Here is a 15,537-nt window from a genome sequence, read left to right on the forward strand (position 1 = left end):
TGAGACCTCCCTGCTCTTCCAGCAACTCATACATCAACTCCGATTCTCACTTCCTCCATGATCCTCTCAACAATTGACATCGGCACCAACACCATATTGATGGTGACGGCGCAGGCAAACCCCGGCGGCGCAATCCAAATTCTTGGCGATGAGCATGCCATTGCCCGGCTTGGGAAAGGGGTGGATGCTTCGCGCACCATTCTGCCGGAAACGTTTGGCCGCGTGGCCGATTTCCTGCTGCGCTACCGCCAGATTGCTGAGTGGCACCACGCCGACCGCATTGTTGCTTTTGGGACCAGCGCGCTTCGGGATGCACGCAACCAGCAGCAGTTCATCGCCGAAATGGCGGAGCGAACGGGCATCACGATCCAGGTGCTGAGCGGCCAGGAAGAAGCCCAGTGGACCTACCGTGGCGCGCTGTTCGGGCTTGCGGTGGCCCCAACGCCATCGCCAATCGCCGTGCTGGACATTGGCGGCGGCAGCACCGAAATCGCGGTTGGGGACGGGACCAGTCTTCAGCACAGCATCAGCCTTGACATCGGCGCGGTGCGGCTGGCGGAACGGTGTTTTTCGGGGCTTCCTCCTTCGGCGGCAGAACTTTCCAACGCCCGCGAATTTGCCCGGAAGGAACTGGCCAGCGCGTTCAATCTTCCCCCGCAGACCGTTGCCGTTGGCGTTGCCGGAACCGTGACAACCCTGGGCGCGATGCACGCCGGAATGGAGCACTTCAACGCCGAATCGCTGAACGGGGGGTGGCTTCCGGCTGGCGTTATCGGCACCACCGTTGGGCGGCTTGCGGGGCTGACGCTGGCGGAGACCGAGGCAATCCCCCAAATCAACAGCGGGCGGGCGGATATTATTCTGGCTGGCGCAATCATCTTGGAGGAGTTTATGAAGCGGTATCGGCTTCCCAAGCTGATGGTCAGCACGCGCGGGGTGCGCTACGGGGTGATGCTTCGCGAAATGAGCGGTGAGCAACATCAGGAGTGAATCAAGAATGAACGGGGGGAAGAAGAACTCACTTTTGCCCATCCCCTAACCTTCTTATACTTCCGACAACCCGTTACCGCACGCCACCTTGCACACTCGGCAGGTGGGGCGTAAGTTTGGCACTTTGCTTTTCAATCTCCCTTTCCAGCGGTTCTGCAATTCAATGGCGGTTGGTTCGGGGAATCCCTATCGGTTTCGGTTCTTGGCCGCGAAACAGCCACCGGTACTCAGTTCGGTTGAACGATTTCTGCACGATGAACAACATCCGCAATTTCTGCATCATTGCTCACATAGATCACGGCAAATCTACGCTTGCCGACCGCCTGCTGGAGACCACCGGGCGCGTCACCGCACGCGAGATGACCATGAACCAGATTCTGGACGATAACCCGCTGGAGCAGGAGCGTGGAATCACGATCAAGCTGCACGCTATCCAGATGGATTATCGCCGCCCCAACCACACCGGCGACACCACCCTGTACAGCCTGAACCTGATTGACACGCCGGGCCACGTTGACTTCAGCTACGAGGTCTCCCGCTCGCTTGCCGCGTGCGAGGGCGCGCTGCTGGTGGTGGACGCAACGCAGGGGGTGGAGGCGCAAACCATTGCGAACCTTTACTTGGCGATTGATGCTGGGTTGGAGATCATCCCGGTCATCAACAAAATTGACCTCCCTTCGGCGGCCACCACTCTGGAAGGGGTGAAGCAGCAGGTGATTGACCTGTTGGGATGCAAGGAAGAAGAAATGATCCTTGCCTCGGCAAAAGCTGGGATTGGAATCGAGGAGATTTTGGAGGCGATTGTTCAGCGGATCCCATCGCCACGCGGCAACCCCGACGCACCGTTGCGCGCCCTGATCTTCGACTCCCTGTTCGATAGCTATCGGGGAACCGTCACCTACGTTCGGGTGGTGGATGGAACGTTGCGGGAGGATGAGAAGATCAAGTTCATGTACACCGGGGCGGAGTTCACGGTGGAGGAAGCGGGGGTGCTGCACCGGAACCGCGTTAGAACAAAGGAGATACCGTGCGGGGCGGTGGGGTATTTCACCGCTGCCATCAAGGACGTGAAGGATACGAAGGTGGGGGACACCGTCACGCTAAGCCGTGGGGGGGCCGCCGAGCCAATCCCTGGGTTCCGCGAGGTGAAGCCAATGGTGTTTGCCGGTATCTATCCGGCGGTCTCGGACGACTACGAAACGCTGCGCGACTCGCTGGCAAAACTCACCTTGAACGATTCGGCCATCACCTACCAGCCGGAGACTTCCACCGCGCTTGGGTTCGGGTTCCGCTGCGGCTTTTTGGGAATGCTCCACATGGAGATTGTGCAGGAGCGGCTGGAGCGGGAGTTCAACCAGACGATCGTCACCACGATTCCCAACGTGGAGTATCAGGTGACGAAAACGAATGGGGAGCAGGTGATGGTGGATAATCCTGCCGACCTTCCACCCCCTGGGGCGATTGATATTATTGAGGAGCCGTACATCCGCGCACAGATCATCTGCCCGGCGGAGTATATCGGCGTTATCACGAAGCTCTGCATCGAGCGGCGTGGCATCTACAAAAACACCAGCTACCTTTCCTCCACCCGTGTGGACATCACTTTCGAGCTGCCACTGGCCGAGGTGATTTTCGATTTTTACGACAAGCTGAAATCCGCCTCGCGCGGGTATGCCTCGTTTGATTATGAGGTGATTGGGATGCGGGAAGGGGATTTGGTGAAGTTGGATATCCTTCTCAGCAACGAGGCGGTGGACGCGCTTTCGATCATCATCCACCGTGACAAGGCATATTTCTACGGAAGGAAACTTTGCGCCAAACTGCGCGAACTGATCCCGCGGCATATGTTCGAGATTCCGGTGCAGGCGGCGATTGGCGCAAAGGTGATTGCCCGCGAAACAATCAAAGCGCTTCGGAAGGACGTGCTGGCCAAGTGCTACGGCGGCGACATCAGCCGCAAACGGAAGCTGATTGAAAAGCAGAAGGAAGGGAAGAAACGGATGAAGCAAGTTGGCGCGGTGGAAATCCCACAAGAAGCATTTTTGGCGGTGCTTTCGATGGAGGAATAAGCGGAAGAATACTCCGCAGCCGCAACAACGACAGGCTTGCCAACCCCTACGACCCCGCAGAAGCGTTATCGCTGTGGGAACGCATTGGCGCAATCCGCTGGGGGCGGATGTTCAGATCCATTGAGTAAGCAATCATTGAGCAACCAACAACCGAACGCAGATACATGAATCCCGAGGAACGGAAGCAGATTTTAAGCGGCAAAAAAGGGGCGGCGCGCCCTGGCAACTCCCAAGCAACAGATGCCACCGGGAAACCGGCACAGCAAAAACTGACGTTCGGCCAAGAGGTGTGGTCCTGGACCAAAACGATTCTTAGTTCGCTGCTGATTGTGATGGTGATTAACGGCATCCTGATTGCCAGCTTCGTGGTCCCGACCGGCTCGATGGAAAACGAGGTACTGCCTGGGGATTTCCTGTTCGTTAATCGGTTTATCTACGGAGGATCCTCCCCCCAGACGATTCCTTTTTTCAACATCCCCCTCCCCTACTTCACGCTGCCTGGATTGCGCGACCCTGAGAAAGGGGATGTGATTGTGTTCATCTTCCCCGGAGGGCGCAGCGATGTCAAGGCCCGAGATTTCCAGTATTACCTGAAGCGTTGCGTTGCCACCGCAGGGGACACCTTGCAGATTATCAACACCAAGGTGTATATCAATGGCGTTGAGCAGCCGCTGCCGGAGGAGGCAAAGTTCGACCCCTTACTCAGCACGCCAAGCTCGGGCGATGCAAGCCAAACCTTCCCCGAAGGCTATGGCTTCACCCGCGACAACTGGGGTCCGCTTCGTATTCCGAAAAAAGGGGACGTGCTTCCCCTTAACGATTCCACCTACCGGGCTTGGCGCATTTTTGTGATGCGCGAAGGGCATGAGGTTGAGCGCGACGGAGAGATCATCAAAGTTGACGGGCAACCGGTCACGTCCTACACCGTGGAGCGGGATTACTGCTTTGGCATGGGGGACAACCGGTGGAACTCGCTGGACAGCCGCTACTGGGGGTTTGTTCCGATTGATGATGTGATTGGGACCCCGCTGATTGTGTACTGGTCATGGCCCGTGGCCGTGGACCGCGATGGAGATGGGATTGCCAACACCGAAAATCCTGCCGAGCAAACTTCGCTTTGGGAAAAAATTACCTCCATCCGTTGGGGTCGCCTGTTTAACGTGATTGATTGATATTGATTGATGGCCGCAATCACACAGCGCGTTGATAAGCGACAACTCCATCCAGAAGTTTTTGCAACTGTGCACTATCAGTGTTAAGGCTTGCTAACCTTTTTTCTGCCTTTGCGTTGTTTGCATTGGCCGTAAGTTCCTTGCAAACAAAGAGCGAAGCGTGGGCCAGCCACGGAAGACCTCACATCGCTTATTACCACATAAGAGAACTTCGGTGCATTCATTGACAGAACAAAAGCAACACCAAGCATCTATTCCTGATGATGAGCTGCTACGGCGGCTTGTTGCTGGCGATAAATCAGCGTTTGTCGTGCTGTACGATCGCTATCGCCAGCGGCTGTTCACCTATTGCTGCCGAATGATGGGGGACCGCGAGTTAGCGAAAGATGCCTTGCAAGAGTCGTTGTTGAAAGCCTTCCAGAAGGCGGCCATGTACGAACAAGGAACCAACGTTGCAGCCTGGTTGTTTAGAATGACCCGCAACACCTGCATTGATATGCTCCGGACCTTGAAAGTGCACGAACCCATTGACGGCTTGCAAATCCCGGTCCAGGAACCTACCCCGGACGTGATGTTGCAGGAGGTGCTAACATCGGAGATTGAAAAGCTGCCGGAAATTTACCGGGAAGCGGTCGTCCTGCGCGATGTCCATGGGCATTCCTACGAGGAGATATCCCAGATCGTCGGCATGCCGGTTTCCACGATTAAGTTCCGCATCTTCAAGGCTCGCGACACACTACGCCAACGGCTTGCTATCTATCTGGAAGACGCACGCTAAAAGGCCAAAGCACACGGAAATAGAACTTGCACTGCTGGATGAAGAAGATGGATGCGATGCAGCCGCCACCTCTCTAACCTTCCAACAGCCTTATGAGAACGCACGCTGACCAACGTATTCTGCTGATATGCCGATGAACGAAGATATTTACCTATTGCTTGATGGCGACTTGTCGGACACCGATTCGGCATTGCTTTTCCGCCAACTTTCCGAAAGCAGCGCGGAGCGTGTGGCATTCCGCCAGCAACTCCGCTTGCAAAGCGCGTTAAACAAGAACGAACAGTTCCAAGGTCTTACCGCCCAGGAGGACGCAGCCCTTCTTACGCAGCTTGGGTCATCGGTTGGATTGCAGCCGTCCGCCACGCCGGTGATTGCCGCACAGCACGCCGATAGCGTGCCAGCAAGCACGGCAGCATTAACCGGGGCAACCGGCTGGTTCAGCCGCCGCGGGGTGACGATGCTGTTTGCAGGATTAGTGCTGGGGGTTGGGCTTGGGGTCACTGCCGAGCGAGCTTTCTTTGCCGACCCGCAGCCGCAAGTCATCACGGTTGCAACGCCGGGACCGCAATTGCTTCCCCCCGCTGCCAGCGCAATCAACCGCGACTCCCTTATCACCGCCCTGCGCGACTCGCTTCGGACTGAGGTTCAGGCGGAAATGGCGAAGGCCGAATCGGAAAAACGGCAGCCACGGAAAAAAGTGGTGCGGCGGAAATCACGCCCAACACACTTCCCGATCACCGGGGAGTAATCGCCACGCCACACGGAACAACGCAAAGCCCGCCCGATGCCAACGTATCGGGCGGGCTTCCTTATGTTGGCCACCATCTTTACTTGATAGCAACCATGGATGATGCTCATTTGCACCTGATCACCGGGGAAACAATCCCCATTTCCGCCCTTGAGTTCGCCACAAGCCGCAGCGGCGGCCCGGGGGGGCAGAACGTCAACAAGGTGGAGACCAAAGTTGAAGTCCGGTTTGCCGTTGCCGAGGCAAGCTGGCTGCGGGAAAGCACGCGGCAGCGCTTGCTGGAAAAACTTGCCAACCGCCTTGACTCGCTTGGCCGAATCCGCGTTGCCAGCAGCACCGAACGTTCCCAACTTGGCAACCGATACCGCGCGCTGGAACGCTTGGAACGGCTGATGAACGATGCCCTGGAAATCGAAAAGCCCCGAATCCCCACGCGCCCTTCCCGTGCTTCCGTTGCACGGCGAATAGATGCCAAACAAAAAATTTCAGCCAAGAAATCAGATCGGCGATGGAGGCCCGAAGAATAGCGCACGGCGGCAATCTTGGCTTTCCGAATTCCCCTTTGTTCCCTCCTGTATCCCGAAATCAATGGATAGGATTTCCCACGTTACCATTGCGTAATTTGTGCCCCAACAGAAGGCCACGCAGCAATGGCGGCTGGCCACTTGATCACTGAATTAACCAGAGAGACTACCCTCCCATGTGTGGAATCGTTGGATATGTTGGCCCGCAGGAAGCCTTGCCAATCCTGATTAACGGCCTGAAACGCTTGGAGTACCGGGGCTACGATTCGGCCGGTGTCGCGCTGCTGAACGGCGAGTTATCGGTCAAGAAAAAAGCAGGGAAAGTAAGCGATCTTGAGTCGGTGCTGCGCCCGGAGACGCTGAAAGGGACGATTGGAATTGGCCACACCCGCTGGGCAACGCACGGCGAACCGAACGACACCAACGCCCACCCCCACACCGATCAACGGGGGGAGATTGCCCTTATCCACAACGGGGTGATTGAGAATTACGCGACAATCAAAAAAACGCTGGAATCCGAAGGCTACACCTTCCACACCCAGACCGATACCGAGGTGCTGGTGCAGCTTGTCCGGTTCTTCTACGACCGCGTCGGCATCATGGAAACCGCATTCCGCCAAGCACTGAAGCAAGTGGTGGGAACCTACGGCGTGGCAATGCTTAGCAAGATGGAGCCTGGAAGAATCTATGCCGCCCGCAACGGCTCCCCCCTTGCCCTCGGGATTGGCGATGGTGAGTATGTGGTGGCCAGCGATGCCTCGGCAATCGTGCAACACACCCGCCAGGTGATCTACCTGGGCGACCGCGAAATGGCGATCCTGGACCGGGACCGCTACGTCACAAAAACGATTGACGACGAAGTGGTCAACAAGCAGATCGAGGAGATCACCTTCGAGCTTGAGCAGATTGAGCGTGGCGGATATGACCACTTCATGCTGAAAGAGATTTTCGAGCAACCGGAGACGATCCGCAACGCCATGCGCGGGCGGCTGCATCTGGATGAAAGCACCGTTCGGCTTGGCGGGCTACGCACCGTGGCCGATAAAATCCGCGACGCACGCCGGATCATTATCCTGGGCTGCGGCACAAGCTGGCACGCAGGGCTGGTGGGTGAGTATATGCTGGAGCAGATTGCTGGGATTCCGGTGGAAGTGGAGTACGCCAGCGAGTTCCGCTATCGCGACCCAATCCTCTACAAGGATGACATCGTGATCGCCATTTCGCAGTCGGGGGAAACTGCCGACACGTTGGCCGCGCTTCGCGAAGCAAAACGCCATGGCGCAATCACCCTGGGGATTGTGAACGTGGTGGGAAGCTCCATCGCACGCGAGACCCACGCCGGGGTCTATTCCCATGCCGGCCCGGAGATTGGCGTGGCAAGCACCAAGGCCTTCACCTCGCAGCTAACGGTGCTTGCGTTGATGACCGTGATGATTGCGCGAATGCGCCGGATGGGCGCCGCCGAAGGATCGCACATCTTGAAAGCCTTGGTGGAGCTGCCAGAAAAAGTGGAATACACCCTTTCCCGCGCCGAGCAGATCCAGAAAATCGCACGCGAGATTGCTAACACCCAGAACGCGCTTTACTTAGGCCGCGGCTACAACTTCCCGGTGGCGTTGGAAGGGGCGTTGAAGCTGAAGGAGATCAGCTACATCCATGCCGAAGGGTATCCGGCAGCGGAGATGAAGCATGGCCCCATTGCTTTGATTGATGAGAATATGCCGGTGGTGTTCATCGCGCCCAACGACGACATCTACGACAAGATCGTGACGAACATCCAGGAGGTGCGGGCGCGAAGCGGGCGGGTAATCGCCATCACCACCGAAGGGGACACCCGCATCGAGTCGCTTGCCGAGCACGTCATCTACGTCCCGGAAACGCACCCCTTCCTTTCTCCAATCCTGAACGTGTTGCCGTTGCAACTGCTTAGCTACTACGTGGCCCTTGAGCGCGGCTGCAACGTGGACCAACCGCGCAACCTGGCAAAGTCCGTAACGGTGGAGTAAAAGCCCGAAGCAGCGGAAATTATTCTTGGCGACAAACAGGCAAGGGCTTCAACAATGATGGTGAAGCCCTTGCTTTTTCTTCGGTTGATTCCCACGCCCCCTCCCACCCCTACCCTTTTCCGTAACGCCCCTACCCCCCTAACGTTCAAGGTGGCATGGCACGCTGTTCCACGATTGATACCGCGCTCCGTGCGCTGATCCACCCGGCATCGCTGGCAGCAATCATTCTTCTCATCCTGAACGATCACTTGCTGAAAGGGGCGTTCCCGGGCTGGGTTACGGGCAAGCTGAGTGACTTCGCTGGGATTTTCTTTTTTCCCTTCTTGCTTGCCCTGCTGGTGGGTGCAATCTGGAAACGATCGAACCCGCGCACCGTTGGGGTGATTGTTTTTGCCGCCACAACAACTTGGTTTTTCGCCGCAAAAGCAACTCCGTTTGGGCATCAGCTTGCTGGCCAGTTCGCTTCCGGGGTGATTGGCGCAAGCGTTTCCATCACTCTCGATCCAACCGATCTTCTTGCACTGCTTGCCCTTTTCCCAGCATGGCTACTGTGGTCCCGTTCCATGAAGCTGGCCCACCGTCCGCTTTTGCTTCAAACTGCTATTCCTGCCGTTGTTGTTGCCTCAATTGGGGTGATGGCCACTTCGCCCATCAAACAAGAAATTGGGGTCTATCAGATTCGCACGATCAAGGGGGACGCGTTCGCTTTTCACCGTGGGCGGAGTACCCATGGCGTGGCATTCAGCAGTGACCACGGCGCAACGTGGAGTCCATATTTGGGGGACACGGCCGCGCTGGTTAGCGACGACCCACTTGCCGTGGTGATGCCCAGCCACCCCGTGCCGACGGGTGATACTGGCATCCCCTACATCCTGACCTCGCCCCTTATCACAATCCACCATCCCGACCTGCCGAAGGTGTGGTATCGTGGCAGCTCCCCGTGGCGGACGAACACCGATACCTTCCGCATTGATCGCTCCGGCGATAGCGGCCAAACATGGACTTCGGACCTTCTTATCCCCCCTTCAAGGATGGAGTACATTGTCCGCTGCGAACACTCTACTGGCGGAACCGAAGGCCCCGCGCTTGACCTGCTTGATATGGATATTTTTAACGACGGATCGGGCGTGGTGATTGCCGCAGTTGGGGCAGGGGTGATGGTTCGCGACAGCTCCGGGAAATGGAATCAATACTCCGTTGGCAACTGGGAAGCACTGCGGCCGGAAGCTACTGTTGAAACGTTGTTGCTGCGCCCCATTCGGCAGGAGTTGTTTGCGCTGATCGGGCTGGCACTGCTTGCCGGGCATCTTATCGGATTTATTGGATGGAGGCGATCCGTAGCACGGTTGGGATATTCCGAAACCCAACCCAGCAACAACCCACTGCCGGAAGTTTTCGGTGTAAAAGGGTGGGCTGTGGGAATTATTTGTGCACTGTTTATGAGCCTAACAGGACTATCGCTGTTAAGTGACTTGACCGGTTTTTTGGTGTTGCTGCTGTATCTGCCGGCAGGGATCGCGGGGCTGATACTCCTTCTTCGCAACGCCATGCGGCTGGGGCGCAATCGGCAGCTTCGGCCAGCATCACGGTGGAGTTTGTATGGGGCATTTCTGGCGTTGATCCTTCCAATATTGGTGTTTGTGCTTTGGGCGTTTGGGGTGATTGAATGGCATCGCCACGCGCTGATTGCTGCGGTGATTCTTTGGGGTGGCGTTCTGGCCTTTTGCATCAACCGTGCAAGCAATGGCCGCAGATAATTCTTCAGCAATGTGGATGCACCACACGGGATTCCAACGCCATTCCAAAGCGCAAAAGCAAGGGCTTCAACATCGCTGCTGAAGCCCTTGCTTTTTTTTCGGACGATCCCCACACCACACTCCAACCCCCTACTCTTTTTCTGGATGTGAGTCCCAGTAGTTGTAGTAGGTGTATTCCTCCAATCCCTTCGCGTAGGCCTCGGCAAAGCTGACCCCTTGCGGCGGGCGGAGTTGTTTGGAGCGGACCTTCTCGCGGATGATCGCCTCCATCCGGGTCTTCAAATCGCTGGGGAAGTATTGCACCAACTTCAACGCCTCCACCACGGTTGTTCCCGGCACAATTTTCTCGATGTAGAAATCTTTCGGCTCATCTTCGTCGGCGTAGATGTGGACCTCGTTGACGCGCCCGAACAGGTTGTGCATATCCCCCAGGATGTCCTGGTAGGCCCCCGTCAGAAACACCCCCAAGTAGTACGGGTCGCCATCCAACGGATGCAGCGGCAGCGATGATTCCTCCCCATCGTCGCTGATGAATTGATCCACCTTGCCGTCGCTGTCGCAGGTGATGTCAACCAGCGTGCCGCGCCGGGTTGGCTCCTCTTTCAGACGGTGAATTGGCATGATGGGGAACAACTGGTCAATCGCCCAATGGTCCATGATGCTTTGGAACACCGAGAAATCGCAGAGGTATTGATCCACCAACATCCCTTCAACATGATAGAGATCGGAAGGGAGTGATTCCTCTGGGTCCAGCTTCTTCATTGCGCGGTTCAGATGCTGCATAATCGCCCAGAAGAGCTGCTCGGTCTTCCCCTTATCCTCCAGCGAAAGATAGCCCAGCGAGAAGAGAAGATCGGCCTCGCGCCGCTTCTCGATTGCGTCGTGATAAATCTCAAGGAACCGCGCTTTCCGCTGGCCCTTCCCGGTTTTGCGGGTGTTCTTGTCGGAAAGCATTTCGTAGCTGTCGAACAGCTCGCGAACAACCGGCTGATCGTCGCCGGTGACTTCGGGAATGGCATCGGCAACGTTTTTGCGGGTGGCACTAAGCACCCCCACCACCAGCATCGAATGGTGGGCCGTCAGTGCCCGCCCGCTTTCGCTGATGATGATCGGATGGGGAACGCCTTCGATGTCGCAGATTTCCTTGATGGTATAGACCACACCGTTCACATATTCCTGAAGGGTGTAGTTGATGCTTTGCTCCAGCCCTGCTTCTGGGGAATCGTAGTTCACCCCCAAGCCGCCGCCAACATCAATGTACTTCACCCCAAGCCCCATTTTCACCAGCTTGGCATAGACGCGGGTGATCTCCTTCACCGCCGACTTCAGCGAGATAACGTCCTGGATTTGCGAGCCGATGTGGAAGTGGACCAGCTTGAAGGCATCGGTTTGCCCACGCTCGCGAAGGATAGCAATCAAGCGGAGCAGATCGGGGATGGAAACGCCGAACTTCGAGACGTCACCACCCGATTCGGCCCAACGCCCGGTTCCGCTGGTGGCAATCCGGACGCGCACGCCAAACTGGGTGGCAATCCCCATGGTGTCGGACTCGGCAATCAGTTCCTCGAACTCGCGGTACTTCTCAATAATCGGCAGGATGTTCTTCCCAAGCTGCTGCCCCATCAGGATGGACCGGATCATGGTGATGTCCTTGTAGCCGTTGCAGATCAGCAGCATGTTGTCCCGCTCAAGGTGCGCCAGCGCGGCAAACAGCTCCGCTTTGGATCCGCATTCCAAGCCAAAATTGTACTCGGCCCCGGCCTCCATAATCTCCAGCACAACTTCATGGAGTTGATTGACTTTTATGGGATAGACCCCTTGGTAAGTGTTCTCGTAATCGAACTCATCAATGGCCTTGCGGAAACTTTCGTTGAGTTCGATGACGCGGCGGCGAAGCAGGTCGTGAAAACGAATCAGCACCGGAAGCTGAACCCCACGGCGACGGATTTCCTTAATCACTTCGTGGATATCAATCTCGGTGCTTTCGCCATGGACGGGACGGACGGCAACGTGGCCCCGTTTGTTGATGCGGTAGTAGGGATAGCCCCACTTGTCAATGTTGTAAAGGAGTGCCGAGTCTTCCACGGACCATTGCGCGTCCGGTTCGTCGGGGGTTTCGGCAATGGCGGCGGTAGCCTCCAAAAGGGTCTGTTCCTTCATCCGTTCCTGTTGTGTCAGCCCTGAAAAAAGTGATTGAGAAATTGGCAGCCGTCATGGCCTGCCCGATGACGGGCGCAAAAGTAAAAGATTGGTGAGAATGGCCAATGGTACGAATCCGCCCGCGGACCTCCCGTTACGGAATCCCCGCAACCATCACCACCGATACCCCAAACCCAACTGCACCAGCAGGTGGTCCACCGCGAAGTCATTGTTCTGCAACGCCACGCTGCTGAACACCTTATTGAACGCCAGCGCGTAGCCAACCTCCGCTTGCAGCTCGATGTGGGGGGAGAAGGCGTAGCGCAACCCGGCAGCGGCGCGCAAGGCCACCGGGGTCCGCAGCGGCTCGTTGTTCTCAAAACTTCCAACGCTTGTGGTTTGCTGGCCCAGGCTATCGGTGCGGGTTATTTCGGCACGGTTGGCAACGGTGGCAACGCCGATATCAATTCCACCATCCAGATAGATGGCCCGCAACCCCTCGCCGCCAACTCCAGATTTTCCATCCCGGAATGTTTGCTCGTGAAAATAAAGGTTGCCTTGCAGGCCAATCGCCACTTGGGCCGTTTGCGCACGGTACTGCAAGGTTGGCCTTGCCGAGTTGGCTTGGTACTCGGCCAGATACTGCAACGACCCAACGTCCAGGCTAAGCCCCAGCGACTTGTTGAACGGGATCATCATCGCCACGCCCCACCGGTAGCCGGTTGCCGTGCGTGCGCTGCTGCTTGCAAAATCGCCGGTCCCTTCCCCCCCTTCGCCAACGATAATGCTGGGGAACGTTCCGCGTGGCACCGTCAGCACCGCGCCACCTTTGGCAGCAATCACCACCCCTGTTGGGCTTGCTTCGTACTTGGGAATTGGCAACGGAAGAGATTCCTCCTGGGCATAGGCATCGGCCACCGTGAGCAAGAGCGCAGAAAGAAGCAGGGAGATCGCTGGCTTTATCATCGGTTCACAAAAATCATTGAAGGGTATCGTTTCGCTTAGAATGCCACCAGTGGCATTGTCACCCCCGCGCCTTTGTAGCTGCTGGTGGAATCGTCTATCTGCAAGTATCGTGAGGTTCCGTGGTCGCCAACGGTGTCGCGTTTGAAATAATAGACCCCTGGCCCGCCAATCGCATCCACCACAATGTTGGAGTTGCTGTTCCAGTAAAAGTAGGGGGAGTGGGTGAGCGGGATATTCTGGTTGCGGGGGATCACCAGCGTGCTGCGGAACTCATCGCTTTCTTGATAGTTCGCCGTCAGGTTCAGATCGTAGCCAGTAAGGTTGGCAATGCGTGGGGTGAAGATGGTTCCGCCAGGAGCGTCGTCGTACTCGATGGTGTATTCGGCGTTGATGGCGTATTGGATTCCAAGCTCGCCGGTTGGCTCGATTCCTGCTGGCTTTCCATCAATCCCAAGCGGAGCCAGAATCCGCCACGCATGGCGGAACACCCCTTTCTGGCCCAATGGATAGCTGCGGTCGGTGCGGGCCTCCAACGTGTCAATTGCGGCCCCGTTTCGGAAGATGATGACCGGCGTCAGCAACCGGTTGCGCACCGTGGTTGATTGCAACACTTGGTCGAACACCACGGGGTTCGGGGATTCCTCCATGCAGGCGGCAAACGCCAGCCCCAGAACCACCACTGCGCAATAATAGAAACGCCTGTTCATGCTTTTTTTTGATTGGACGGAGATGATTCCAAAAACGGAATTGCGGCTTCAGTACCCTCCAATTTCCAAAGGTTTACCCCCCTTCTTCCAGCCGCTGCTTCAGCAACTGCGAAACCATTTTGGGATTGGCTTTCCCTTTCGTCAGCTTCATCGTCTCGCCAACGAAATATCCGAACAAGTTGGCCTTCCCGGCGCGGTAAGCCTCGGCCTGGCTTGGGTTGGCGGCAACCACTTGCGCCACAGCTTCCTCCAAAAACGCGGTGTCGCTTACCTGCACAAACCCTTTCTCCTCGCTGATCTCCTTCGCCGATTTTGGCGAGGCCAACATCTCCGCAAAAATGTCTTTCACGTTCTTTGAGCTAACCACGTCGTCGGCGAACAACTCCACCAACTCCGCAAGCCGTTCGGGGGGGATGCTGAACTGGGTGATCTCCACTTTCTGCTCCCCCAGCACCCGCAGGACCTCGGTCATCATGATGTTGCTGGCAATCTTGAACCGCTCGGGCGATTGCTGCCGCAGCCCCCGGCAAACGCCCTCGAAGTAATCCCCTAACTCGCGGGTTTCCGTCAGGATTGCAGCATCGTACAGTGGCAATCCATACTCGGTGGCGAACCGTTTTTTGCGGGCAATGGCAAGCTCCGGCAGCGCGCTGCGGATTTCCTCAATCATCTCCTCGCCAATCACCAACGGGACAAGGTCCGGCTCGGGGAAGTAGCGGTAATCGTGGGCGAACTCCTTGCTTCGCATTGCGCGTGTGCTGCGGGTTCCCGCGTCCCACAGGCGGGTCTCCTGGGCAATCGTCTGGCCCGATTCAATGGCCGCAATCTGCCGCGCAATCTCGTACTCAATCGCCTTCTCCACGTTGCGGAAGGAGTTCAGGTTTTTCACCTCGGTCTTCACCCCAAACGCTTCGGCACCGCGCCGCCGCACGCTGATGTTGGCATCGCAGCGGAGCGCGCCTTCCTCCATGTTGCCGGAGCAAATTTCCAAGTAGGTGACGATGCTCTTCATCTGCATCAGGTAGCTGTAGGCCTCGCTGGCCGAACGGAGGTCCGGCTCGGAGACGATTTCGATCAGCGGTGTTCCGGCGCGGTTCAGGTCCACAAGAGTGTTGGTGATGTCAAGGTCGTGGATAGATTTCCCTGCATCCTCCTCCATGTGGATACGGGTGATGCCGATTCGTTTGGTTGCGCCGCCATCCAGCTCAATCTCAATCCATCCATCGTAGCAGATCGGCTCGTCCGATTGGGAAATCTGGTAGCCTTTGGGAAGGTCCGGATAGAAGTAGTTTTTGCGTGCGAACCCGCATCGGCGGCGGATTTGGGAGTTGGTGGCCAGGCCCATCCGAATGGCGAACTCCACCACGCGGCGGTTCAGCACCGGAAGCGTCCCCGGGTGGCCAAGCACAACGGGGTCGGTGTTGGTGTTGGGCCATGGACCGGCCTGGGTTGCGGCGCGGCTGAACGCTTTGGTGTTGGTAAGAAGCTGCGCGTGAATCTCCAAGCCAATCACCGGCTCGTAGGCGGCAATCAGTTCTGGCGTTAGCGGAAGGGTTGCTGTGTCGGTCATAAATCTCTGCATGGATCGGTGCTGGGGATAACCATGGATGCCTCCAGTTGATGCCCCGTGCGCAAGCTACCACAAAACGGCAGTTCGGTGGAACCGCCGCACAGAACGGAA

General features: G+C 57.1%; 12 protein-coding genes. 8 read left to right on the forward strand and 4 right to left on the reverse strand.

Annotated elements, in window-relative coordinates; all coding sequences use genetic code 11:
• Positions 1 to 57 precede the first annotated feature (57 nt).
• The 8 genes from IPM61_02995 to IPM61_03030 all read left to right on the forward strand — a co-directional run bounded on the left by IPM61_02995 (position 58) and on the right by IPM61_03030 (position 10,044).
• Positions 58 to 990: a Ppx/GppA family phosphatase gene (locus IPM61_02995; GenBank protein ID MBK8910272.1), complete on the forward strand. Its 933-nt coding sequence runs from the start codon at positions 58 to 60 to the stop codon at positions 988 to 990.
• A 254-nt stretch (positions 991 to 1,244) separates the two neighbouring features.
• Entirely contained in the window at positions 1,245 to 3,059 is a 1,815-nt protein-coding gene (lepA, locus tag IPM61_03000) for an elongation factor 4 (GenBank protein ID MBK8910273.1), read from the forward strand.
• Positions 3,060 to 3,223: 164 nt separating this feature from the next.
• Complete coding sequence (gene lepB / locus IPM61_03005) at positions 3,224 to 4,231, forward strand: signal peptidase I (GenBank protein MBK8910274.1); 1,008 nt, start codon at positions 3,224 to 3,226, stop codon at positions 4,229 to 4,231.
• A gap of 223 nt (positions 4,232 to 4,454) precedes the next feature.
• Positions 4,455 to 5,009 carry a sigma-70 family RNA polymerase sigma factor gene (locus tag IPM61_03010; GenBank protein ID MBK8910275.1) on the forward strand — a complete coding sequence of 185 codons (555 nt, stop codon included), beginning with the start codon at positions 4,455 to 4,457 and terminating at the stop codon, positions 5,007 to 5,009.
• 127 nt (positions 5,010 to 5,136) lie between these two features.
• Complete coding sequence (locus IPM61_03015) at positions 5,137 to 5,757, forward strand: hypothetical protein (protein MBK8910276.1); 621 nt, start codon at positions 5,137 to 5,139, stop codon at positions 5,755 to 5,757.
• 95 nt (positions 5,758 to 5,852) lie between these two features.
• Positions 5,853 to 6,284 carry an aminoacyl-tRNA hydrolase gene (gene arfB, locus IPM61_03020; protein ID MBK8910277.1) on the forward strand — a complete coding sequence of 144 codons (432 nt, stop codon included), beginning with the start codon at positions 5,853 to 5,855 and terminating at the stop codon, positions 6,282 to 6,284.
• Between the two features lie 173 nt (positions 6,285 to 6,457).
• Positions 6,458 to 8,287 carry a glutamine--fructose-6-phosphate transaminase (isomerizing) gene (gene glmS / locus IPM61_03025; protein MBK8910278.1) on the forward strand — a complete coding sequence of 610 codons (1,830 nt, stop codon included), beginning with the start codon at positions 6,458 to 6,460 and terminating at the stop codon, positions 8,285 to 8,287.
• A gap of 155 nt (positions 8,288 to 8,442) precedes the next feature.
• Entirely contained in the window at positions 8,443 to 10,044 is a 1,602-nt protein-coding gene (locus tag IPM61_03030) for a hypothetical protein (protein MBK8910279.1), read from the forward strand.
• Between the two features lie 129 nt (positions 10,045 to 10,173).
• Here the strand turns inward: IPM61_03030 and speA are convergent, their stop codons facing one another.
• The 4 genes from speA to gatB all read right to left on the reverse strand — a co-directional run bounded on the left by speA (position 10,174) and on the right by gatB (position 15,426).
• Positions 10,174 to 12,204 carry a biosynthetic arginine decarboxylase gene (gene speA, locus IPM61_03035; GenBank protein MBK8910280.1) on the reverse strand — a complete coding sequence of 677 codons (2,031 nt, stop codon included), beginning with the start codon at positions 12,202 to 12,204 and terminating at the stop codon, positions 10,174 to 10,176.
• 153 nt (positions 12,205 to 12,357) lie between these two features.
• Entirely contained in the window at positions 12,358 to 13,149 is a 792-nt protein-coding gene (locus IPM61_03040; protein MBK8910281.1) for an outer membrane beta-barrel protein, read from the reverse strand.
• Between the two features lie 35 nt (positions 13,150 to 13,184).
• Positions 13,185 to 13,856: a hypothetical protein gene (locus IPM61_03045; GenBank protein ID MBK8910282.1), complete on the reverse strand. Its 672-nt coding sequence runs from the start codon at positions 13,854 to 13,856 to the stop codon at positions 13,185 to 13,187.
• A 73-nt stretch (positions 13,857 to 13,929) separates the two neighbouring features.
• A complete protein-coding gene (gene gatB, locus IPM61_03050) occupies positions 13,930 to 15,426 on the reverse strand; it encodes an Asp-tRNA(Asn)/Glu-tRNA(Gln) amidotransferase subunit GatB (protein ID MBK8910283.1) in 1,497 nt (498 codons plus the stop codon).
• Between the last annotated feature and the right edge of the window lie 111 nt (positions 15,427 to 15,537).

This window comes from Chlorobiota bacterium (assembly GCA_016710285.1).
GTDB lineage: Bacteria > Bacteroidota > Ignavibacteria > OLB7 > OLB7 > OLB7.